The organism is Planktothrix serta PCC 8927, assembly GCF_900010725.2.
Classification (GTDB): Bacteria; Cyanobacteriota; Cyanobacteriia; order Cyanobacteriales; family Microcoleaceae; genus Planktothrix; species Planktothrix serta.
Window position 1 is genome coordinate 103,541 of the sequence record NZ_LR734876.1, and the last position, 19,674, is coordinate 123,214.

The window sequence follows — 19,674 nt, forward strand, 5'->3', positions numbered from 1 at the left end:
AAACAACTGTTAGACAATGTTCCTAACTCTTAACTCTTAACTCTTAACTGATCACTGATCACTGATGACTGATAACTGACTTGACTGATAACTGATCACTGATAACTGATTATGAGTTACCTAAATTTAATTTCATTTTTGGGAATTTTTGGCATTTGCTTTATTGCTTGGTTATTTTCAGAAAATAAACGAGTTATTCCTTGGCGAACAATGGGTTTAGGGATTGGCTTACAGTTGTTTTTAGCCTTTCTTGTATTCCTGTTTCCTCCCACTAGAACCGCTTTAGAATGGTTTAGTAGTCTTCTCGATAGTTTATTTTATGCTGCTGATACAGGGGCTAGATTTGTCTTTGGAAAAAATATTGTTCCCCTTCCAGGACAAACGCCAGATATCAATTTAGGCTATATTTTTGCATTTAGAGCCTTACCAACGGTAATCTTTTTCTCTGGCTTAATGGCACTGTTATATAACTTAGGTGTAATTCAAGTTGTTACGAATGTTTTTGCCAAGTTATTCTATAAAACGATGCGCTTAAGTGGGGCAGAAGCTTTAAGCGGTGCAGCCAATATCTTTGTCGGAATTGAAGCCGCCATTGTGGTCAAGCCCTACTTAGAAAAGATGACCCGTTCCGAACTGTGTGCTATTCTAACCTGTTGTTTTGGGACGGCTGCTTCATCAACTCTCGCCATTTATGTCAGTTTCTTAAAACCTGTTTTTCCGAATATTTTAGGGCATTTAGTTTCGGCTTCTATTATGGCAATTCCTGCCTGTTTTGTGGTTTCTAAAATATTAGTTCCTGAAACCGACAAACCCCTAACATTAGGGAAACTGCCAGAAGAAAGAAAAGAAGAGAATTTAGTTACCCATGAAGGTGAAAACCCCCCATTAGAAACTGTTGGCGGTGAACTCATGGAACGAGTTAGCCCCCTAGATTCTGCGATTATTGGAGCCTTAGATGGGGTAAAAATGTCCGTTGCTATTGCTGCGGTTTTAATCTTAATTTTGGGATTAGTTTCTTTAGTCAATCAATTTTCAGCGTGGTTAGGTCTGTTACCGAGTCCAGTGGGAGATGTTTTTCAAGTCCTGACTTTAGCGAATATTTTGGGATTTATTTTTTATCCTTTAACCATTTTAACAGGAGTTTCCTTTGATGACTCTTGGGCAGCTTCAGTAATTATTGGTCGTCGCTTATTAGAAACAGCAATTCCCCCCTATCAAGCCTTAGCAGAAGCCGCCAAAGAAGGATTAATTACCCCTAGAACCGTGTTAATTGTTAGTTATGCTTTATCCGGTTTTGCTCATGTTGCTTCAGTGGGGATTTTTGTGGGCGGAATGGTCGGTTTAGTTCCCTCGCGCCGGAAAGATATTTCCGAATTAGGTTGGAAAGCCTTATTCGCCGGAACATTAGCCACGATGATGATTGCTTGTTTAGCGGGATTCTACGATAATGGAAACCCCAGTATTATGGGCGATCCGGCTGCAACTCCGGCCGTTAGCACTCCCGCAGCCCCCAATACAACCGTTTCACCCGTCCCTACCGTCGCCCCTACCGTTAGTCCCTCTCCTAAAGCTTTTCCTTCTCCAAAATCGACAACTTCACCCTCCCCTAAATCTTAAAGCAGAGCAGGGCAGGGCTGTGTGATTTTACAAAATTGGGGACTCAATTTGACTCCCCAATTTTCTCGAATCAGGCGAAAAAACTGAATCATTCTAACTGAATTATCAAAAATATGGTTCAAGTCTCTATTGATGTGTTAATTAAGGCGGCGATTTCTGGAGAAGTTGTAGTGAGTTTTCCGACGGATACTGTACCCGCTTTAGCCGCCCGTCCTGATCAAGCTGAATTAATTTTTCAGGCGAAACAACGCCGTCAGGATAAACCGTTAATATTAATGGGAGCAACACCGGAAGCTTTATGGCCTTATGTTAACGGAACGGTTGAGGAATTATTGATTTGGCAAACAATTGCTCAACAATATTGGCCGGGTGCGTTAACCTTAGTGTTACCCGCTTCTGAAAAAGTTTCCCCGGCGATCAACCCGACTGATCCCTCTACGATTGGGTTACGGGTTCCTAATTGTGCGATCGCTCAATCCATTTTAGCCCGCACTGGCCCCCTGGCAACCACCAGTGCTAATTTATCAGGACAACCCCCCCTATTAACAACGGCTGAAATTAATACTCAATTTCCCGATATATTAACCTTGTTTTCCTCAGAATTTGAGGCAACAATCACCCCATCGACTATCCCTTCAACGGTGGCGAAATGGCAAAGCAATGGTGAATGGAAAATCTTGCGACAGGGAGCTTCAGTAATCAGTAATCAGTAAAGAAAAGAAGTAATAAATAAATACTAATCTGTTGATTAACTCCGAGCTTCTAAACTTTCTAAACTGTTTACTGTTGACCAATAACTGATCAACTCTTACACTGATAACTGATTACTGATTACTGATAACTGAAATGGGTTGGAGCGAATTTCTATATTTAGGTTTTGGGTTGGGGTTAGGGATCGCCCTAAATCAGCTATGGCCGGGGAAAGGAACAAAATCGCCCGAACCCGTTGCCATCGATGACTCTCCCCAAAATATCACTGATCAACAACAGGTGCAAACCCTGTCTTATCAATTAAAACAAACTCAACTCGCCTATCAGATGGCATCGGAAATGAGTTTATTTAAAGCGGGGTTTTTGGCGCGGACGTCCCATGAGTTGCGATCGCCTCTCAATAGTATGATTGGCTCATTGCAACTGATTATCTCGGATCTGTGCGAAAGTCCAGAGGAGGAGCGAGAATTTATCCAACACGCTCACGCTTCAGCCTTGAAAATGGTGGGATTATTGGATCAAGTAATTTTTGTGGCTAAAACTGAATATGGTACAGACACAATGGATATTCATGCCATTCAGTTAGTAAAAGTCATGGATGAGGTAGAAGATTTAACCTGTATTCAGGCGGCAAATCGCAGTATTCGATTAAAAATTGAACCCCCTGATGATAATATTTATGTTCTGGCAGATTTACCCCGACTGCGACAAGTTTTAGTTAGTTTAGTGGATACAGCAATTGCTCAAATGACTGAGGGAAGCGTGAATGTTTCTGCACATTCTTCCCCAGAGACAGGATTTGTTCACATTTGGGTTGATGATCAGCGTCCGATCAGTGCTTGGAGTGAGTCTTGGGATTTATTAAAATCAACCTTAGAAAAGGATCAAACTCCTCCAGATCAAGCCACATTATCCCCAGGAATGCGACTATTGATGAATCAAACTTTATTGAGTTTAATGAATGGACGTTTAGAGGTTTTAGCTATTCCTTCTGAGGGTGAAGATTCTAATTTTAATCGGACTCAATGTTCGATCCCTTTAGCCAAACCCTAACTCACATAAACTATTCATCCTCCTGAGAAAATTCCATAATATTTTCTAACCATCCTGACTCATGAAGACGGGCTAAACTTTGTTCTTTAATTAAAGTTTCTGTTTCTGGTGAGATATCAAAAATTCTTTTAATTTTGGCATCGGGTTGATTTTCTAAGCGATAAGTTAAAGAGGTATTTTGTAAAGTCTCATAACTTAATAATCTTAGCAGTTGCGAGGAATGGGTTGTGACAATAATTTGCAAGTTAGTTTGTTTAACACGAGTTTCAATTAATTCTATGAGAAGATGTAAACGGGTGGGATGAAGACCGTTATCTAATTCTTCCAAAAAATAACAACTAAAATTAGGTAAATCATCAGATTCATTAAATAACGCTGCAATGATAGCTAAAAATCTTAAAGTTCCATCGGATGCACTAATAATTGGGATTTTTTGACCATTCGCTTCTATTAATACCAGTAAGATTTTACCCGTTATATCTGTAACAAATTCTAAATCCGTCGCATCCATTGGGGTTAATGCTTTTAACCATTCTAATACACCGATTTTAAGGTTTTGATCTTGACAAATTCCTTGTAATACTGAAGATAAGTTTTCTCCGCGATCGCCTAAAATATTTTGACCCGGGTTAGAGGGTCTTCGCATCGCATCAGGAAATAAATCTAAGAATTGTAAATGACTTAATTCGTCTAAAACTTCATTAATATAAAAATCTATATCGTGAGAAATACTTTTATTTATTTCATTTTCACTAAAGATGTTATTTATTAAGTCACTATCAATCAGTAGGGGTTTATCGGCTTTTGTTGGAAATTCTATGATTTTCTTAGTTTCTGAATCCTCATATATCTGAAGTAACATTTTTCCAGAATTATTAGGTAAATTCTCAATTTTAAGTTTAAGAGATTTTTGATAATATAAACTTTCCTCTACAAGCTTTGGCAATTTACCATTAATTCCTGGATTAACCTCTATGCGATAGATTAATTCATATTTATCTTGAGTTTTAACAATCAAATTTCCTGCTTCATCACATTCAAATTCTTCAGGAAAATATAAAGTTACTTCTATAGCAAAAGTTGGAAAATTTTGAAAAGTAATATTCTGTTTTCCTCCTCTTATACCTTCCCATTCTAAAAAACCTCCTTGTCCCCACTTTTCCCCTAATATTTCAGCTAAATTATAACCTCGACTAATTCCATGTAAAAAACGTAAAGCGTCACCAATATTACTTTTACCTGTGGCATTAGTCCCCACTAAAATTGTAAAATTACCCAAAGTTAATTCAGCTTCTTTAAAATTTTTAAATCGTTCTAAACGTATTTTTTTTAGCATTGTGATTATTGAACGCTTAACTGAAAGAACTTTACACTATCATTATTTTTATGATAGTGTAAATTAATTCCTACTTTTATTTTTCAGGAATTTCTTGATCAATAAAAATTTTAATTGCTAGATCTCCTATCGCCTTAGTTGCCACAGCATTAATTGTTACGGAAATTATACTACCAAAGCCAGGTATAAGTTTAGCAACTTCTCCACTCAGTGTAGTTAATCCCCAATTAGCACCTAAACCTGCGCCTGCTGTTGCAATAAAATCTGCTACTGTTTCTGGTGAAAGATCACGTCCACTTAAGTATCCAATAAAAGTTACCATCATTGTTTGAATAGCTCCAATAATTGGGAACGAACTTCCAGGAATCGGATTCGCACTAATCACCCCAGACAAAACAGAACAAGTATCAACTACACTAATAGCTTGCTTACGTTGAAAGTCTTTGATTTTTGATGTTTTTAAAATCGAGACAGTTGTTTCTTTGGGAAGACATTTAAGCATCTCTTTAACTAATTCTTCAATATTCCATCTTCCATCCGACTCTGGATCTATTTCCGCACCTTCTCCTTCATAATACTCCGCATAAGTAACAGTAGGAACAACATTTATACTATCAATAGATCTCTCAAAGTAAGCTTTGTAATTTTTGTACAAAACTAGATGATTCCTTAGAGATGTCTCGGAGGGTCGCGTCAGATCAAGTTTAGCCTGATTATCCAGTTTCTCCCACCTTGGGCCATAGACTAACTGATCACAATGGGTCAACACACCAATTAAAGGAATTTTGCGAGAATATTTTTTATAAATTACTTGATATACTTCATCAAGAGCTTGTAAATCTTCTTTAACTCCTACATTAACATCGCTGGCTTTACAAAGAAAGAGAATTAAATCAGGAGAATATTGATTCACAGCATTCAAAATACTGTTAAGAGGAGTTTTTGCTGAATCTTTCTCAAAAGGATCTTTATCTTCTTGAAGACCTCTTGTATCTAAAATATGAAGAATTTCACTACCATCATACTGATTATAGTAAGTTTTCCATTGAGCCTGTCCAGTTTGAGGCTCAATCATACTTACCTCAGCTACTTTTCTTCCACAAATAGCATTAATTAGAGATGATTTACCGGACTTACAACGACCAACAACCATGATACGAGGAGGACGCATTTCTAGGATCAAATCAAGAACTTCATCTAAATATTTGTTGATGTCCTGTTTACCAGGAAACCAATCAGGAATAGAGGAAACTAACTTTTTCAGTGCTGTAACCGAGGGTTCAATTGGATGATTTTTAACTTCAGACATACAGTAACTAATTTAAGATGATATTAATTTTAACCGCTAAAATCAAGAAATAAGTCTATAAAACCTTAACCTAACCCATGACCCTAACACCCTCAGTAGAATTTTTAGATGAATTTGACATTGTTGTGGTCGGTGCTGGACATTCTGGCTGTGAGGCGGCGCTGGCTGCGGCCCGGTTGGGATGTCGTACCCTGCTCTTAACCCTCAACCTCGATAAAATCGCTTGGCAACCCTGTAACCCGGCTGTTGGAGGCCCTGCCAAGTCCCAACTCGTCCATGAAATTGATGCTTTGGGCGGGGAAATTGGCAAAGCATGACAACAGTTGTTGACAAAATTTTATAATTATACTACAATTAGTCCATATACTTCAGAGGTACCCCGAACTGCACGGGGGGGCATGGTACAGTTGAAATGCTGTGCGCCTCGGTATCTATCAGGTACCCCGAACTGCACGGGGGGGCATGGTACAGTTGAAATGCTGTGCGCCTGTTGAGCTTAAAAACAACTGTTGATCGTAGACATCAACATGATTTTAAGAACCGCGATTAAATCAATCGCGGTTCTGAATTTTAAGATGACTTGTCATGTAAATCGTCTTCAAAATTGATGGGAGAATCAGGAATTTGAAGGAGATAAATTTTGGATTTTAATAAATCAAAAGCTTCCTGCAACTTCTGAGAAGCAATTTCCTTCTTTTCGTTGACTCGACGAGCCAACAAATATGCTACATAATCAGCAAGCTGTAAACCTGTATAAAACTCTGAGAAGCCAAACCAGGGCTTTTCTATAAAACAAGGAGTTTCTTCTTGTAATTCTATCCAATCTTCATAGACTTTCACCAGTCTTCCATCTTGGACAGAATTATGAGAACTTGAACGAGAATCCATCAACAAAATCCCTATTTGATTTGATGTTTTGAGAAAATAGTTTAAGATATCTAGCATTTTTTTAAAAGACAATTGATATAAATCAGCATCATTTTCAATATAACGTTCAACGTCTTTATTAATTTGTTTTTGTTTGTCTATAATTAATTTTTTATTGATTACAATAGCAAAGATAGAAGACTGAGATTGACTTAAATTTTGAGCAAGTTGTAGAAAAACTTTGAATCTATATTCTTGATTAACGTTTTTAAATTTGCCCTTTCCCTGCCAAATATCATGTCCCTTAAGTTCCCAGTCTGTCAGCTTACCTCCAGATAACCAACTCTGTTTTAGTGAATGTAGTTCTCGCTCCATTTCTGGCACACAGTATGCAGGAACAGCAAGACTAACTAGAAAAAAGAAATTAGTTTCTTGATCCTTCCAGCCAGTTCCACCCTCATCAATGTAAAATAATATCATTCCACTGTTTATACTTAACTGGGCTAATAAATTTTATCATTGGTTAATATAATCGCTACAATTAAACAGTAGATTAAGCCATATTTGTGTACAATTTATGACCCTAACATCCTCAGTAGAATTTTTAGATGAATTTGACATTGTTGTGGTCGGCGCCGGACATTCGGGCTGTGAAGCGGCGCTGGCGACAGCACGCTTAGGATGTCGTACCCTGCTCTTGGAGGCCCTGTCGTCCATGAAGTCGATGCTTTAACCACGGCTGGATCAATCGTGTTTTTTAGTTTGATAGAATAGTATTGATCATTAATAAAATCATCATGCAGCAACTTTATCTTCAATTTAAAAGTCCTAATCAATTTCCTTATCAAAACTATATGTTTAATCAGATGAAACAAGAACCTTGCTTCATCTCAAAACAGGGCGTTCTTTTTGAAGAAGATTGTCTACCACTTTTAAAACAGATCAATAACAGTGTAGCTGATGTTGTTTTTGCTGATCCTCCCTTTAATTTAGGGAAAAAATATGGCAAAAAGCATGATGATAGCCTCGAAGATAGTGAATATCTAAACTGGTGTTATACTTGGCTGGATGAATGTTGCCGGATTCTTAAAGACGGGGGCAGTTTATTTATTTACAATTTACCTAAATGGAATATGTTGTTAGGCTCTTATTTAATGAATAAGGGTTTAACTTTTAGACATTGGATTACTATTAGTCAAAAATCGAGTTTACCGATTCCAGGGCGATTATATCCTAGCCATTATAGTCTTTTATATTATACAAAAGGCAAGCCAAACGTATTCCGTAAAATTAGAACTCCCATAGAAACTTGCCGTCATTGTGGGGGTGAAATTAAAGATTATGGCGGTCATCGTCATGCCATGAACCCATTAGGAGTCAATTTAACCGATGTTTGGACAGACATTCCTCCTGTCCGTCATTGGAAATTTAAAAGTAAAAAACGGACAACTAATCAACTCTCAACCAAGATTTTAGATCGGGTCATTGAAATGTCAAGTTTACCCGGAGATTTAATCATTGATCCCTTTGGTGGAAGTGGAACAACCTATGCCGTTTGTGAAGCGACAGGTCGCCATTGGATCGGAATGGAAATCCAAAATTGTGATGTGATTATTGAACGGTTAACCGAAGAAAATCTACATTATCATAAAAATAATGATTATGTTGAGGGTTAGTTATTAGCACGTCCATCTGTTCCTTTAGGAATTCTAGGAACATCAAAACTGATTTCATCTTGTTCAATTCCTAAAATAACTAAAACCCCAGGATAGGATGCAATACTATTTAACCAAAAGTTAAAATATGGTTCTAATTCTTCATAATTCCCAATTCTATCAGTTAAATACTTAGCTAAATTTCGGCAGGGAACAATCAAAAATCCAGCGATAATGAGTTGCTGCTGAATTGCAAATGCCATTTTATTCAAAGAACGATGGCTTGAGGAAACATTTCCAGTTTCCCACTCAGCAACAGCGATTTTACCCTCACTTGTCAAAACTGCGTCAACTTTTCCCAAACCAATGATTATGGCTAACTCTGTTAACCAACCTTGATCTTTTAAATCCTTTATAAAATTATCTTTAATAGGTTTGACACCATTTCCTTGTCCTCTTTTTTTTCCACTTTCAGGATAAACTGAAAAAGTTCCAGTTCCTACGGGCCAGTCCACTTGTTGAATAGCATTTTCAACTTGCTTTTTCGCTTGGATATAAATGGGATTAGTTAAGGTTTCTAATGAATGGGATAAAATTCTAATCTTCGGAATCTTCATAAAGTTCTAAAGTTTTTAACTGAACTTCAATCTCTTGAATAAACTGGGATGCTGGAATATCTAAAGCTTCAGCAAGTCGAAACAAAACATTCAGAGTCGGTGATTTTACTCCTCTTTCTAAAAGACTAATATAAGTTCGATGTAAACCCGCCTCAAAAGCCAGTTCTTCCTGACTTAAATTCAAAAATTCTCGCCTTTGCTTTAATACTTTTCCAAAGACTTTTGCTAAAGTCACGCTTTGCTAAATAACTAGACAAAAATCATCCTAAGACGTTATGAACTATAAATCTTCAGACTATAGTATGCAGACTACGAGACTGTTTCAAAGAATCGCTAAGATTAAAGAAAATATATTGCTATCCAATAGAAACGATGACCCTAACATCCTCAGTAGAATTTTTAGATGAATTTGACATTGTTGTGGTCGGTGCTGGACATTCAGGCTGTGAAGCGGCACTGGCTTCCGCACGCTTGGGAAGCCGTACCCTGCTCTTAACCCTCAACCTCGATAAAATCGCTTGGCAACCCTGCAACCCGGCTGTTGGAGGCCCTGCTAAGTCCCAACTCGTCCATGAAATCGATGCTTTGGGTGGGGAAATTGGCAAAATGGCCGACCGTACCTATTTGCAAAAACGGGTGCTGAATATTTCTCGCGGCCCTGCGGTGTGGGCTTTACGCGCTCAAACCGATAAACGGGAATACGCCGCCGTGATGAAAAATATTATTGAAAATCAGGATAATTTGACCGTGCGAGAAGGGATGGTGACGGATTTAATTTTAGGTAAAAATCAAGAAATTATTGGGGTTGAAACTTATTTTGGAGTTGCTTTTAAATGTCAAGCCGTTATTTTAACAACGGGTACATTTTTAGGTGGTATTATTTGGGTTGGTAATAAATCAATGGTTGCGGGACGAGCGGGAGAATTTGCGGCTATTGGGTTAACAGAAACTCTCAACCGTTTAGGGTTTGAAACCGGACGATTAAAAACCGGAACTCCGGCGCGAGTTGATAAACGTTCTGTAGATTATTCTAAATTAGAACCCCAACCGGGAGATACAGAAGTTCGCTGGTTTAGTTTCGACCCAGAAGTACAAATTGAACGGGAACAAATGTGTTGTCATTTGACTCGAACCACTGCTAAAACTCACCAAATTATTCGAGAAAATTTGCATTTATCTCCGGTTTATGGCGGTTGGGTAGATTCAAAAGGCCCCCGTTATTGTCCGAGTATTGAAGATAAAATTGTTCGGTTTGCGGATAAGGAAAGTCATCAGATTTTTATTGAACCGGAAGGTCGAGATATTCCTGAGTTGTATATTCAAGGATTTTCAACGGGTTTCCCTGAAACTTTGCAATTGCAAATGTTAAGAAGTCTTCCGGGGTTAGAAAATTGTGCAATGTTGCGTCCAGCTTATGCGGTGGAATACGATTATTTACCCGCAACTCAATGTTATCCAACGTTGATGACGAAGAAAATTGAGGGGTTATTTTGTGCCGGACAAATTAATGGCACAACGGGCTATGAAGAAGCAGCAGCCCAAGGTTTTGTGGCGGGAATTAATGCGGTGAGATTTGTCAAACATCAAGAGATGATTGTATTTTCGCGGGAACAAAGTTATGTCGGAACGTTAATTGATGATTTGTGTACAAAAGATTTACGAGAACCTTATCGAATGTTAACGAGTCGCTCGGAATATCGGTTATTATTACGGTCTGATAATGCGGATGAACGGTTAACGCCCTTGGGTCGAGAAATTGGGTTAATTGATCACCGTCGTTGGGAGTTATTTCAACGGAAGCAAGAGAATATTCTGGCAGAAAAAGAACGGTTATACTCAACTCGAATTAAGGAAAATGATCAAGTAGGAATTTCTATTTTTAATGACACCCAACAAAAGATTAAAGGGTCAATTACCTTAGCAGATTTGTTGCGCCGTCCGGGGTTCCATTACGTTGATTTAGAAAAGTATAATTTAGGCAATCTTAATCTTAATCAAGTGGAAAAAGAAGGAGCAGAAATCGAGATTAAATATTCAGGATATCTGCAACGCCAACAAAACCAAATTGACCAAGTTAGTCGCCAATCTAACCGAGCTTTACCTGAAGATTTAGATTACATGAAAATTGAAACCTTGTCGATGGAGGCGCGAGAAAAGTTAATGAAAGTTAAACCGTTAACCGTTGGTCAAGCGTCGAGAATTGGAGGGGTTAACCCGGCTGATATTAATGCGTTGTTGATTTATTTAGAAGTGCGAAATCGTCAACAAGCGGTGAGTCTAAATTCCTAATGTTATATAATAAATCGCACTCACCAACAGTCAATCTCTGTGAAAGTTACTATCACTCCGAGATTGGTTTTTCATATATTCTTTAATCACAGGTTCAAGACTCCAGCAAGATTCTTTACTGTTCTTGACCTGTTGAATTAAACCCCGTTTTTTCAAAGATTGTATAGCCCTTAAAAAATCGGTATCAGATGAAAATTCTGTAGGTTTACTCAAAATATTGACTGTTTTATCTTGGTTCGCTAACCACAACATCAGAAGTTGTTCAGATTCGGATAACCGTTGATCATGTTGTTTAATCAAAGGTTCTAAATCTCCTAAAAATGTAGTTTTATAGGATAAAAATTGCTCAACACTACCATTAAATAAATCTTTGATCGTAGAAGCAATGATATTTAACCACAGGGGGTTACCACTATAACGTTGAATCAGTTCTGGCCATTTGTGTTGGTCTGTGAGTTTTCTGTCCGCTAAAAGTTGTGTTGCGGCTTGACCTAAACCTTGAAGTTGTAGCGTTTTACAATAGCGGTTTTCGGTTTCTAAGTTGGCGATTTCGATGGGTTGTTCCCAACTGAGGAGGAGCAGACAACTATTATGGGGAGATCTGCCAATTTCAGTTAACAGTTTACCATAGTCTTGATATTCTGGGAGATAATTTCCGACGAATTGACGGGGGGTTAAGGTGTCTTGGAAATCGTCGAGGATAATTAAGCAACGGTGCGATCGCAAATCATCTAGGATGGAATGGCGGGAGTGTAAATAGTTGATAATTGATGGATTTTCGGTCGGTGGAGTTGGGGAGAAAAACTCGATGAGGTTAGTTTTGAGGGCGTTGAGGGTCGGGAATTTGCGATGAGTTCGCCACAGGATGCAATCAAAGTTATCTCCGATTTGTTCTACCAGTTGTCTCGCTAGGGTTGTTTTACCCATACCCGATAATCCGGTTGCTGAATTACTGTCACATTAGGATGGTTATAGAGACTTTCAATTAACTCAATCGCAGCCTGACGAAAAAACGCGCCCCTTTTAGAAAAATCATTCAAAACTTCTGCTAAAACCATTTCACTGGTAAAAATATAAAGCGAATCCATCTGCTTAGATATATCTCGTGCTTTCTGATGTAATTCGTCTTTAGGATTTAGCAAAGCAACCCAATAACCCGTATCCGCAAAAACTCGTCTCATTCTCCCTAACCTTGATAAAGGTCAAAGTTTTTTGACAAATCACTTGGCACTTTTTCCCATTCAGATTCAGGAATATTGGCTCCAATTTGGATAGCAATTTCCCAGATCGGTTTAACAGTGGGATCATACTGAATATCTGCTGCTTTGTCTCTATCATTAATGGTTTCAGAGACTTGTCGGAGTTGTACCATAATTTGTCCTAATAACCATAACTTATCTTCTACAGATAATTGATGAATAAAGTTTTCTAGTTCTAGTAATTGATTGGAAACCATGTTAACTGTTAACCCATTAAATATCTAGTATGATAACCTATTGATTTTCCAAAAGTGCGATCGCCTTCGGGTGGGCGTAGTCCATCGCATTTCAGCCGGAGTAAAATTAATTCAGATTAAAGTCCGTCAACAATCGCGCTAAAAGTAAGCACTCAAACCCGAATTCTTTTGCTCTGATCTCAAGTCAATGATCCCCCCTAACCCCCCTTAAAAAGCAGGGACAGGAGATCAAAGTCCCCCTTTTCAAGGGGGATTTAGGGGGATCTGATCAAAGCTGTAATCAGGGGTTTTCAGCTTAACAAAACTATAAAACTATCGTTGAGATCGGGATCTAAGGTTTGATGAATTATTACGGAATATTAAAGAGTGTCAAATTTAGTAAATTAGGGTTGGCAACCCAGAAACTTATGTTATGTTAATAGTCATAGGACACAAATCAACAACACACCAACGTTGATAACAACCCCCGGATTAAAAGCTTGTGTCCGTCGTGCTTTAATCCAATTGCAACGCCGTCAGTGGCAATGTGAACTACCAAAAAAGTTGACGTTGTAGAGGGTCTAAGACTCGCTTGAGGCTGTAAAACAATAATGATTTAGTTAGCTTCGGGGTCAATGTCATAAAAAAGGTCTGTATCGACTTTGCTAGTACAATACTCCTGATTGGAATTGTTGCAATATCTTGTCCACGTTAGCTGAGTATCTTGATTTTTCTATCTAACTTACCTGAAATCTGCTTGAGTCAACTTAGTTTACATTCTAACGCTAAGGTCTGGTCATTCTGTACCAGACCTTAAGTGTTTGGAGCGATTAATATAGACCATCCTAAACGAGTGGGTTGTTGATAAATTCGTTTTAAAGTATTAATATCTCTAACGGAAATTGGCGGGGGTTCTCGAACTTGGGAAAAATACATCACGTCTGTTTGTTCGGGACTATGACCCCAAATTCCTAACGCATGACCAAATTCATGAAGGGCGGCGGCTTCAATATATTGTCCGGTTTGGGTCGGACTTAACCAAATTGTGAAGCGATGGGATAAATAGGGAAACCCTTCAGGGGTATTTTTAACAGAAATTTGATAACGGGTTTCTGCGGAACTCGCCCGTTTTTTCTGGGGGTCTAGGGGAGGATTTTTTCTAATAATTTTAATATCAGCATTTTGGGGTTGTTCAACTAAATTTAAGGGTAAATAATTATCCCATTTTAAAATAGCAGATGAAACGGTTTCTTTCCAGCTAGAAAGAGAATCAGGATTTTCAATATAAACTTTAATCGGAAATTTTGAAAAAACTAAATAACCAAAGTTAGCGGGTTCAATTTGATCGAAATAATCACCTTTATTCGTTAAATCTTGCCAATTTGCTAAACTTTCGGGTAAAGGATGAGGTTTAAACGGAATTTTATCGTCAGTCGCAATAGTTGAAACTTGGCTAATTAAAATGATCAGAACTATTATTATAGCAGTCGCCATTCCGCCTAGGGCATAGATTCCCAATTTCGCTCGAATGACACGCTGATATTTTGTCCTAATAGCCATGTCCGTTGCTATAACATTAGTTTAATTGACTATGAAGTCTTCACTGATAACTGATAACTGATAACTGATAACTGATAACTGATTATTTGATCCAACCTGCACTTAAAATAACAGTCATTCCCATAAAAATAATTGCTAACATCCAAGTAATTCGATTTAAGGTTGTTTCAGCACTTTTAGCGCTAGTAAAGAGTTGAGCTTGTCCACCAATACCGCCAATTCCATCCCCTTTAGGACTGTGGAGTAAGACTAAAATAATAATCCCCACAGCCGATAAAGACCAAATTGCTTGTAATACTTGAGTAATCATGGTAAAAAGTTGATAATTTGAACGAATTCCTATTTCCTGTTCCCTGTTCCCTACTATATTTTTTAGGGAAATAAGTTACAGTCGCATCCGCACCGGACTCCGATTTTCTCGAACATCATAAGCGGCGGATTCAATCATAGAACGACCTGTCATTTCTGGCGGTTGCGGAATCCCCAAAATTTGCAAAATCGTGGGGGCGATATCCGCTAAACAGCCATCTGTGCGTAAGGGAACATCAGTTCCGTGACCTGGAATTTTGCGTTTTTCCCCTTCTATTAGGATAAAGGGAACGGGGTTCGTTGTGTGGGCTGTCCAAGGATTTCCTTCCGCGTCGGACATATATTCAGCGTTACCATGATCAGCAATAATAATCGCCGTTCCTCCCGCTTGACTAATACTTTCTAACAATAACCCCAAATTGTGATCAACGGTTTCAATCGCTTTCACCGCAGCATCTATCATCCCCGTATGTCCGACCATATCAGGATTGGCGTAATTAATTACAATCAGCGAGTAAATTCCCTTTTCAATTCCTTCAATCGCCACATCCGTGACTTCAGCCGCCGACATTTCCGGCTGTAAATCATAAGTTGCGACCGAAGGACTAGGAATTAATTCTCGGTCTTCCCCAGGAAAGGGGTCTTCTAAACCGCCATTAAAAAAATAGGTGACGTGAGCATATTTTTCCGTTTCCGCCGTCCGCAATTGTTTTAACCCCTGTTCAGCGATCACTTGTCCGAGAATATTGTTAAGATTTTGAGGTTCAAAGGCGACTAAAACGGGAAAATGGGGGTCATATTGGGTAAAAGTTGCAAAGCTTAAGGGATGAATATAGGAACGTTCAAACCCGGAAAAATTGGCATCTACAAACGCCTGAGTTAACTCTCTAGCCCGGTCAGGACGGAAATTAAAGAAAATCACCCCATCTTCGGCTTCCACCGCTCCAGGCGCAATTCGAGAAGGAAGCACAAACTCATCGTTAATGCCTTCGGTGTAGGACAATAACATGACATCAGCAGCCGATAATCCATTACCTTCGCCATCGGTAGTCATGACATCATAAGCTTGTTTAACCCGATCCCAGCGTTTATCTCGATCCATTGCATAGTAACGGCCACTAATAGTTACAATCCGACCGATCCCAATCGCATCAATTTGGTCTTGAAGCTGCTTAATATATTTAATCCCATCTTTAGGATTAGTGTCTCGACCATCCATGATGGCATGAATACAAACATCTCTAATATTTTTAGCTTTTGCTAGATTTAAAAGTCCGATTAAATGGTCTAAATGGGAGTGAACCCCACCATCGGAACATAAACCCATTAAGTGTAATTTGCTATTTTTCTCTAAAACCTGTTGACAAACTTGTAACAGTGCGGGGTTATTTTGAATGGTGCCATCTTCGACCGCATCGGAAATCCTCACTAACTCTTGAGGAACAATGCGTCCCGCACCAATATTCAAATGACCGACTTCTGAATTTCCCATCTGACCTTCGGGTAAACCCACCGCTTTCCCGGAGGTGCGAATTAAGGTTCGCGGATAAGCTGTCCATAGACTATCCATTACAGGAGTGTTTGCAACGGCTATGGCATTTCCGTCGGTTTGTTCACGATAACCCCATCCGTCTAAAATGATCAGTACAACGGGAGATACAGACTTTGGTGCCATGCCAAGTTACCTTTTCGTTTGTTGTGGTGATTGCCGACTCGATCATACCATCGTGAGTCAATACCTCACCAGTGAGTAGTTTCTGTTGTGCCTTGGGATGAAGATTGGGTATCCTTAAATTGTATCAACTGTATTTTGGGGACTGGCAATGCGTCAACTTTGGTTTCTGCTCTCCATCGGTATTTTCACAGTTGGGCTGGGAGGATGTGGTTCGACACCCGAAGAAACAGCCACTACACCCAGTCCAACAACTTCTCCAGCGGCTTCCCCTGGAGCTTCGGCTTCACCTAAACCGAATGCAACCCCTAGTCCGGGTCAAATAGCCCCGTTTAAAGATCCTTTAGTCCAAGAACAATCAAACGTCGCTGCGGGTGCGGGTTTAATTCAATCGACTAATCCAGAAGAACGCTTAAATTTATTGGGAAAACGTCCGGCGGGAACTCCCGTAGCACCCGCTACCACAGTAGCCCCCCCTGCGTCGAATGTTGATCCGTTTGCAGTCTTGCCTCCATCAATTGTACAAACCACTCCTGACATCGGAGAAGCGCCGGAAGTACCAGAACAAACTACTCGTGCTGTACCAGATCTGCCCAAATTACCCGTTGCTGAACCTCCGCTTCGCTGGAGAACTGCCAGTGTGAGCATTCCTTCACCTCAAACCCGTAGCCCTAATACGGGATTTAAGCCAACAGTAAATCAGGGTAGAGGTGCGACAGCAAATCCCAGAACAACACCAACATCGCCCAGTGGTGTGACTCGTAATCCCTCTAACCCCTTGTCTCCTAGCCCAAGAGCAACAGCACCGAAACCTCGAACCGTTAGCCCTCGAAGAACCGTACCCACGTTACCGAGTTTACCCATTGCCCAAGTCCCTGATTTACCTGCAATTCCGAATACAGAAGCACCCCCGTCTTGGCGTGATCCCAATCCACCGCCACCGCCACCTCCTGCACCTGTTGCTGTTCAACCCTTGGTGCCGCCACCTCCATCCACAGACTTAGCTCAGGCTATGGAAGTCACGGGGGTATTGCAAGTGGGAAATCAAACTAAAGTTATTCTCAAAGCTCCCGCAGAACCCACCAGTCGTTATGTGAACGTGGGACAGCGTGTGTCTAATGGTGAAGTTCTCGTCAAGCGAGTTAAGTTTGATACTGGGGGTGAACCCCTGGTGATTTTTGAGCAAAATGGCGTTGAAATTGCTAAATCTGTGGGTGCAATTAATCCACCTGCCGATCAACAAATCAATAATATTAGTATGCGAACCTCCCGTCCAAGCAGTTAGTCCTGTTTAACAGGACTCACGGAAAGGGGTGTAATCTTTAGTAATTTCTATAATTTTCTCATGGTAGGAGTAACCATGTTGTGTTCGATGCCAAAACTGGGTTTTTTGACGCTAATTTTATCGAGTTTAGCGGTTGTTATTGGGATTAATGATCCTCTTCCTGCTTTTTCACAGCAAGCAGAAGGTAAGCGTCCTCCTGTTTGTGAAGGACAGTTACCCACCGGAAGCGTGAAGTGTAATTATGAGGGAGGAGATAACTATAAAGGGGATTTTGTCAACGGCAAACCGGATGGGCAAGGGATTTATGTTTATGCCAACCGCGATCGCTATGAAGGACAATTTCGTAATGGTTTACCCAATGGACAAGGGGTATTCATTTTTGCTGATGATGCCCGTGTCGTTGGGGTATTTAAGGATGGCAACATCAGTCAAGGAACGGTAATTTTTGCTAATGGCGATCGCTATATTGGCACGTTTAAACTGGTGCGAGAAGTTGGGAGTGGAAAGGTCAGTAGTCAACCCAATGGTCGGGGACAATTTATTTATGTGAATGGCGATCGCTATGAAGGAGAATTCTTTGCCGGATCTCCCTTTGGTCAAGGAGTATTTACCCGAACCAATGGCACTCGCTGTCAAGGACAGTTTTTTAATCAAGAACTTGATGGTAAAGGCACCTGTACCTTTGCAAATGGCACTCGTTATGAAGGAGAATTTCGAGGTGGCGTTCCTCATGGCCAAGGAACAATTGTTGATGCCAAAGGCAAGCGTTATCCAGGGTCTTTCCGCGATGGTAAAAAAGTATAGACAAAATCTCAAAAAGCAGGGAACAGGGAACAGGGAACAGGGAACAGGGAATTACGAATTACGAATTACGAATTACGAATACCGTATTTCCGCGACTGCTATACACCGGGAGATTTGCTGATGAACGCTTTTTCCAGTTCAACGGGTCAGTCTATTTTTGATTTTGTACCTGATCCCACCCAGGATCGGGAACTGTTGCAACAGTTAAGTTTTGTGCCAGGAGTTGCAGAACTCTTGACAATTCGTCAAGTTCATGCTTTAGAACACGCAACGGTTTGGGTGCTGAGTGAAGGGGCGAATACCCCTAACCAACGGGCCGAAACGGAATTATTCGGGGGAATGTCAACGGAACAGGGTTTTTACCTGTATGGAAAAGTAGAGACAGGACGGTTACGGCAAGCCGTTGAGCAGGGGTTAAGACGTCTAACCCTAGGAGAATGGGATTTAGCCGTTCATCCGCGCTGTGGGACGAATTTCTCGGTGAATTTACTCTTAACCAGTGGACTCGCATTCGGGATCAGTTCCCTGCTTCCCAAAAACCTGATAGAACAATTGTTCGGTTTGGGATTAGCAACGGTCTTGGCCAATCAATTGGCCCCCGATTTGGGAAGTATAGCCCAACGTTATCTCACAACGGCGATTCCCTTTAATTTGCGGGTGGTAGAAATATCCCAAACCCAAGACTTTTGGGGACGTTCAGCCCATTTTGTTCGAGTGCAATGGGTAAGTTAGCAATAAAACTTAAAGACTTGAGTGAACTGAGACAGCCGATCCAGTAGTACCCTGAACATTAAACGTCTTTGTCCGTTCTTTTCATTAAAAAGGGGAAGATAAACCAATGGTTCAACGTGGTTCTAAAGTTCGTATCCTACGCAAAGAGTCTTACTGGTATCAAGAAGTGGGTACAGTGGCTTCTGTAGACTCCAGTGGTATCAAATACCCGGTGATTGTTCGCTTTGACAAGGTGAACTATTCAACCATCAACACTAACAACTTTGCGATGTCTGAAGTCGTGGAAGTTGCAGGCTCCAGCAAAGGTGGCACGAAAGGGAAAAGTGGCCCTCAAACTTCCGTAGAAGCGAAAGATCGCACAGTTCCTGGTGGTAGTCCCACTCGTATCGGTGATCCGAACCAAGGAACCGAAGGAAATTAGTC

General features: G+C 40.1%; 20 protein-coding genes and 3 pseudogenes. 12 read left to right on the forward strand and 11 right to left on the reverse strand.

What is annotated here, in order from left to right:
- Nucleotides 1-111 precede the first annotated feature (111 nt).
- The 3 genes from PL8927_RS16395 (at nucleotide 112) to PL8927_RS16405 (ending at nucleotide 3,381) form a co-directional block, all read left to right on the forward strand.
- Entirely contained in the window at nucleotides 112-1,617 is a 1,506-nt protein-coding gene (locus PL8927_RS16395; RefSeq protein WP_083623590.1) for a NupC/NupG family nucleoside CNT transporter, read from the forward strand.
- 113 nt (nucleotides 1,618-1,730) lie between these two features.
- Complete coding sequence (locus tag PL8927_RS16400) at nucleotides 1,731-2,330, forward strand: L-threonylcarbamoyladenylate synthase (protein WP_083623592.1); 600 nt, start codon at nucleotides 1,731-1,733, stop codon at nucleotides 2,328-2,330.
- Nucleotides 2,331-2,463: 133 nt separating this feature from the next.
- Complete coding sequence (locus PL8927_RS16405) at nucleotides 2,464-3,381, forward strand: sensor histidine kinase (RefSeq protein ID WP_083623595.1); 918 nt, start codon at nucleotides 2,464-2,466, stop codon at nucleotides 3,379-3,381.
- A gap of 10 nt (nucleotides 3,382-3,391) precedes the next feature.
- Here PL8927_RS16405 and PL8927_RS16410 read toward each other — a convergent pair whose 3' ends face one another.
- The gene (locus PL8927_RS16410; protein ID WP_083623598.1) at nucleotides 3,392-4,717 is read right to left on the reverse strand and encodes an AAA family ATPase; all 1,326 of its coding nucleotides are present in this window, start codon (nucleotides 4,715-4,717) and stop codon (nucleotides 3,392-3,394) included.
- Between the two features lie 76 nt (nucleotides 4,718-4,793).
- Entirely contained in the window at nucleotides 4,794-6,026 is a 1,233-nt protein-coding gene (locus tag PL8927_RS16415; RefSeq protein ID WP_083623602.1) for a GTPase, read from the reverse strand.
- Between the two features lie 77 nt (nucleotides 6,027-6,103).
- Here PL8927_RS16415 and PL8927_RS16420 point away from each other — a divergent pair.
- Nucleotides 6,104-6,337 (forward strand): annotated as a pseudogene (locus tag PL8927_RS16420) (FAD-dependent oxidoreductase); the annotation flags it as partial.
- A gap of 259 nt (nucleotides 6,338-6,596) precedes the next feature.
- Here the strand turns inward: PL8927_RS16420 and PL8927_RS16425 are convergent.
- Nucleotides 6,597-7,373: a DUF3800 domain-containing protein gene (locus PL8927_RS16425; protein WP_083623606.1), complete on the reverse strand. Its 777-nt coding sequence runs from the start codon at nucleotides 7,371-7,373 to the stop codon at nucleotides 6,597-6,599.
- A gap of 97 nt (nucleotides 7,374-7,470) precedes the next feature.
- On the opposite strand from PL8927_RS16425, the gene PL8927_RS16430 reads away from it, so the two are divergent.
- Together PL8927_RS16430 and PL8927_RS16435 are read left to right on the forward strand one after the other, a co-directional pair.
- Nucleotides 7,471-7,626 carry an FAD-dependent oxidoreductase gene (locus PL8927_RS16430; protein WP_231506041.1) on the forward strand — a complete coding sequence of 52 codons (156 nt, stop codon included), beginning with the start codon at nucleotides 7,471-7,473 and terminating at the stop codon, nucleotides 7,624-7,626.
- Between the two features lie 64 nt (nucleotides 7,627-7,690).
- Nucleotides 7,691-8,569: a DNA-methyltransferase gene (locus PL8927_RS16435; RefSeq protein WP_083623609.1), complete on the forward strand. Its 879-nt coding sequence runs from the start codon at nucleotides 7,691-7,693 to the stop codon at nucleotides 8,567-8,569.
- Here PL8927_RS16435 and PL8927_RS16440 read toward each other — a convergent pair.
- Both PL8927_RS16440 and PL8927_RS16445 read right to left on the reverse strand, forming a co-directional pair.
- Nucleotides 8,566-9,165, reverse strand: a complete 600-nt coding sequence (locus PL8927_RS16440) for a PDDEXK family nuclease (RefSeq protein WP_083623612.1) — start codon at nucleotides 9,163-9,165, stop codon at nucleotides 8,566-8,568. The genes PL8927_RS16435 and PL8927_RS16440 overlap by 4 nt on opposite strands.
- Complete coding sequence (locus PL8927_RS16445) at nucleotides 9,146-9,400, reverse strand: helix-turn-helix domain-containing protein (protein ID WP_083623616.1); 255 nt, start codon at nucleotides 9,398-9,400, stop codon at nucleotides 9,146-9,148. The genes PL8927_RS16440 and PL8927_RS16445 overlap by 20 nt, the downstream gene beginning before the upstream one ends.
- Nucleotides 9,401-9,537: 137 nt before the next feature.
- Between PL8927_RS16445 and mnmG the strand changes: the two genes are divergently transcribed.
- Nucleotides 9,538-11,454, forward strand: a complete 1,917-nt coding sequence (mnmG, locus tag PL8927_RS16450) for a tRNA uridine-5-carboxymethylaminomethyl(34) synthesis enzyme MnmG (RefSeq protein WP_083623620.1) — start codon at nucleotides 9,538-9,540, stop codon at nucleotides 11,452-11,454.
- A gap of 30 nt (nucleotides 11,455-11,484) precedes the next feature.
- On the opposite strand, the pseudogene PL8927_RS16455 reads toward mnmG, so the two are convergent.
- The 6 genes and pseudogenes from PL8927_RS16455 to gpmI form a co-directional block, all read right to left on the reverse strand.
- Nucleotides 11,485-12,396 (reverse strand): annotated as a pseudogene (locus PL8927_RS16455) (NB-ARC domain-containing protein); the annotation flags it as partial.
- The gene (locus PL8927_RS16460) at nucleotides 12,363-12,635 is read right to left on the reverse strand and encodes a type II toxin-antitoxin system VapC family toxin (RefSeq protein ID WP_197047447.1); all 273 of its coding nucleotides are present in this window, start codon (nucleotides 12,633-12,635) and stop codon (nucleotides 12,363-12,365) included. The gene PL8927_RS16460 and the pseudogene PL8927_RS16455, both read right to left, overlap by 34 nt.
- A gap of 5 nt (nucleotides 12,636-12,640) precedes the next feature.
- The gene (locus tag PL8927_RS16465) at nucleotides 12,641-12,910 is read right to left on the reverse strand and encodes a hypothetical protein (RefSeq protein WP_083623628.1); all 270 of its coding nucleotides are present in this window, start codon (nucleotides 12,908-12,910) and stop codon (nucleotides 12,641-12,643) included.
- A gap of 792 nt (nucleotides 12,911-13,702) precedes the next feature.
- Nucleotides 13,703-14,449 carry a matrixin family metalloprotease gene (locus PL8927_RS16470; RefSeq protein ID WP_231506042.1) on the reverse strand — a complete coding sequence of 249 codons (747 nt, stop codon included), beginning with the start codon at nucleotides 14,447-14,449 and terminating at the stop codon, nucleotides 13,703-13,705.
- 82 nt (nucleotides 14,450-14,531) lie between these two features.
- The gene (gene secG, locus PL8927_RS16475; protein WP_083623631.1) at nucleotides 14,532-14,759 is read right to left on the reverse strand and encodes a preprotein translocase subunit SecG; all 228 of its coding nucleotides are present in this window, start codon (nucleotides 14,757-14,759) and stop codon (nucleotides 14,532-14,534) included.
- Nucleotides 14,760-14,834: 75 nt separating this feature from the next.
- Nucleotides 14,835-16,433, reverse strand: a complete 1,599-nt coding sequence (gene gpmI / locus PL8927_RS16480; protein ID WP_083623633.1) for a 2,3-bisphosphoglycerate-independent phosphoglycerate mutase — start codon at nucleotides 16,431-16,433, stop codon at nucleotides 14,835-14,837.
- Between the two features lie 148 nt (nucleotides 16,434-16,581).
- Here gpmI and PL8927_RS16485 point away from each other — a divergent pair, with 148 nt between their 5' ends.
- The 5 genes and pseudogenes from PL8927_RS16485 (at nucleotide 16,582) to PL8927_RS29155 (ending at nucleotide 19,672) form a co-directional block, all read left to right on the forward strand.
- Nucleotides 16,582-17,715: a hypothetical protein gene (locus PL8927_RS16485; protein WP_083623636.1), complete on the forward strand. Its 1,134-nt coding sequence runs from the start codon at nucleotides 16,582-16,584 to the stop codon at nucleotides 17,713-17,715.
- A 75-nt stretch (nucleotides 17,716-17,790) separates the two neighbouring features.
- Nucleotides 17,791-18,519 (forward strand): MORN repeat-containing protein, encoded by a 729-nt coding sequence (locus tag PL8927_RS16490; RefSeq protein WP_083623640.1) that lies wholly within the window; start codon nucleotides 17,791-17,793, stop codon nucleotides 18,517-18,519.
- A 120-nt stretch (nucleotides 18,520-18,639) separates the two neighbouring features.
- Nucleotides 18,640-19,251, forward strand: a complete 612-nt coding sequence (locus tag PL8927_RS16495; RefSeq protein ID WP_083623644.1) for a DUF6391 domain-containing protein — start codon at nucleotides 18,640-18,642, stop codon at nucleotides 19,249-19,251.
- A 106-nt stretch (nucleotides 19,252-19,357) separates the two neighbouring features.
- A pseudogene (gene psaE, locus PL8927_RS29150) lies at nucleotides 19,358-19,480 on the forward strand (photosystem I reaction center subunit IV); the annotation flags it as partial.
- Between the two features lie 39 nt (nucleotides 19,481-19,519).
- On the forward strand, nucleotides 19,520-19,672 hold the full coding sequence (locus PL8927_RS29155; protein WP_407947425.1) for a hypothetical protein: 153 nt from the start codon (nucleotides 19,520-19,522) through the stop codon (nucleotides 19,670-19,672).
- The last annotated feature ends 2 nt before the right edge of the window (nucleotides 19,673-19,674 follow it).

Bases quoted from the DNA above. Each gene is read 5' to 3' on its own strand.
- PL8927_RS16395 (WP_083623590.1), top strand. From the start codon at position 112: ATGAGTTACCTAAATTTAATTTCATTTTTGGGAATTTTTGGCATTTGC.
- PL8927_RS16400 (WP_083623592.1), top strand. From the start codon at position 1,731: ATGGTTCAAGTCTCTATTGATGTGTTAATTAAGGCGGCGATTTCTGGA.
- PL8927_RS16405 (WP_083623595.1), top strand. From the start codon at position 2,464: ATGGGTTGGAGCGAATTTCTATATTTAGGTTTTGGGTTGGGGTTAGGG.
- PL8927_RS16410 (WP_083623598.1), bottom strand. From the start codon at position 4,717: ATGCTAAAAAAAATACGTTTAGAACGATTTAAAAATTTTAAAGAAGCT.
- PL8927_RS16415 (WP_083623602.1), bottom strand. From the start codon at position 6,026: ATGTCTGAAGTTAAAAATCATCCAATTGAACCCTCGGTTACAGCACTG.
- PL8927_RS16425 (WP_083623606.1), bottom strand. From the start codon at position 7,373: ATGATATTATTTTACATTGATGAGGGTGGAACTGGCTGGAAGGATCAA.
- PL8927_RS16430 (WP_231506041.1), top strand. From the start codon at position 7,471: ATGACCCTAACATCCTCAGTAGAATTTTTAGATGAATTTGACATTGTT.
- PL8927_RS16435 (WP_083623609.1), top strand. From the start codon at position 7,691: ATGCAGCAACTTTATCTTCAATTTAAAAGTCCTAATCAATTTCCTTAT.
- PL8927_RS16440 (WP_083623612.1), bottom strand. From the start codon at position 9,165: ATGAAGATTCCGAAGATTAGAATTTTATCCCATTCATTAGAAACCTTA.
- mnmG (WP_083623620.1), top strand. From the start codon at position 9,538: ATGACCCTAACATCCTCAGTAGAATTTTTAGATGAATTTGACATTGTT.
- PL8927_RS16460 (WP_197047447.1), bottom strand. From the start codon at position 12,635: ATGAGACGAGTTTTTGCGGATACGGGTTATTGGGTTGCTTTGCTAAAT.
- PL8927_RS16465 (WP_083623628.1), bottom strand. From the start codon at position 12,910: ATGGTTTCCAATCAATTACTAGAACTAGAAAACTTTATTCATCAATTA.
- PL8927_RS16470 (WP_231506042.1), bottom strand. From the start codon at position 14,449: ATGGCTATTAGGACAAAATATCAGCGTGTCATTCGAGCGAAATTGGGA.
- secG (WP_083623631.1), bottom strand. From the start codon at position 14,759: ATGATTACTCAAGTATTACAAGCAATTTGGTCTTTATCGGCTGTGGGG.
- gpmI (WP_083623633.1), bottom strand. From the start codon at position 16,433: ATGGCACCAAAGTCTGTATCTCCCGTTGTACTGATCATTTTAGACGGA.
- PL8927_RS16485 (WP_083623636.1), top strand. From the start codon at position 16,582: ATGCGTCAACTTTGGTTTCTGCTCTCCATCGGTATTTTCACAGTTGGG.
- PL8927_RS16490 (WP_083623640.1), top strand. From the start codon at position 17,791: ATGTTGTGTTCGATGCCAAAACTGGGTTTTTTGACGCTAATTTTATCG.
- PL8927_RS16495 (WP_083623644.1), top strand. From the start codon at position 18,640: ATGAACGCTTTTTCCAGTTCAACGGGTCAGTCTATTTTTGATTTTGTA.
- PL8927_RS29155 (WP_407947425.1), top strand. From the start codon at position 19,520: ATGTCTGAAGTCGTGGAAGTTGCAGGCTCCAGCAAAGGTGGCACGAAA.